The 485-nt window shown below is 61.0% G+C and carries 1 pseudogene; it reads right to left on the bottom strand.

From position 1 onward, the window contains the following. Positions 1–461, bottom strand: a pseudogene (locus CR105_RS27525) (IS6 family transposase); the annotation flags it as partial. Between the last annotated feature and the right edge of the window lie 24 nt (positions 462–485).

Genomic DNA, 485 nt, shown 5'->3' with positions numbered 1-485 from the left:
GCACCAGGATCGGCACGTCGCGGCCGGCGTTGATCGCATCGATCGCCGCCTTGTTGGCACCACTCTTGTCAATCGCGACCTTGTCCGGATCGCCGTTCGCTCCCATGGCCTTGTCGAAGAAGCGCTTCGCCGCAGCCATGTCGCGCTTCGCTGTCAGCAGGAAGTCGACGCTCTTGCTTGTCGACAGGGCGGTAGAGGTATTTCCAGACGCCCTTGACCTTGATGTACGTCTCATCCATACGCCAGCTGCCGCCGACCGGACGCTTGTGTTTCCGGGCCATCTTCTCGATGAGCGGCAGGAAACGAATCGCCCAACGGTTGATCGACGAATGGTCGACCGACACGCCGCGCTCTTCCATCATCTCCTCGAGGTGCCGGTAGCTCAGCGGGTAGGCCGCATACCAGCGGATGCAGACCAGGATCACATCGATCGGAAAGCGCATCCCTTTGAAGTTGAGCATGTCGAGTCGTCCTGGGTTCGGGCG

The sequence above is a fragment of the Massilia eurypsychrophila genome (genome assembly GCF_002760655.1).
In the GTDB taxonomy this organism is placed as follows: domain Bacteria; phylum Pseudomonadota; class Gammaproteobacteria; order Burkholderiales; family Burkholderiaceae_D; genus JAFCUW01.
Note: the sequence above shows the minus strand (reverse complement) of the source record. Positions and strands in the feature narration are given on the sequence as shown.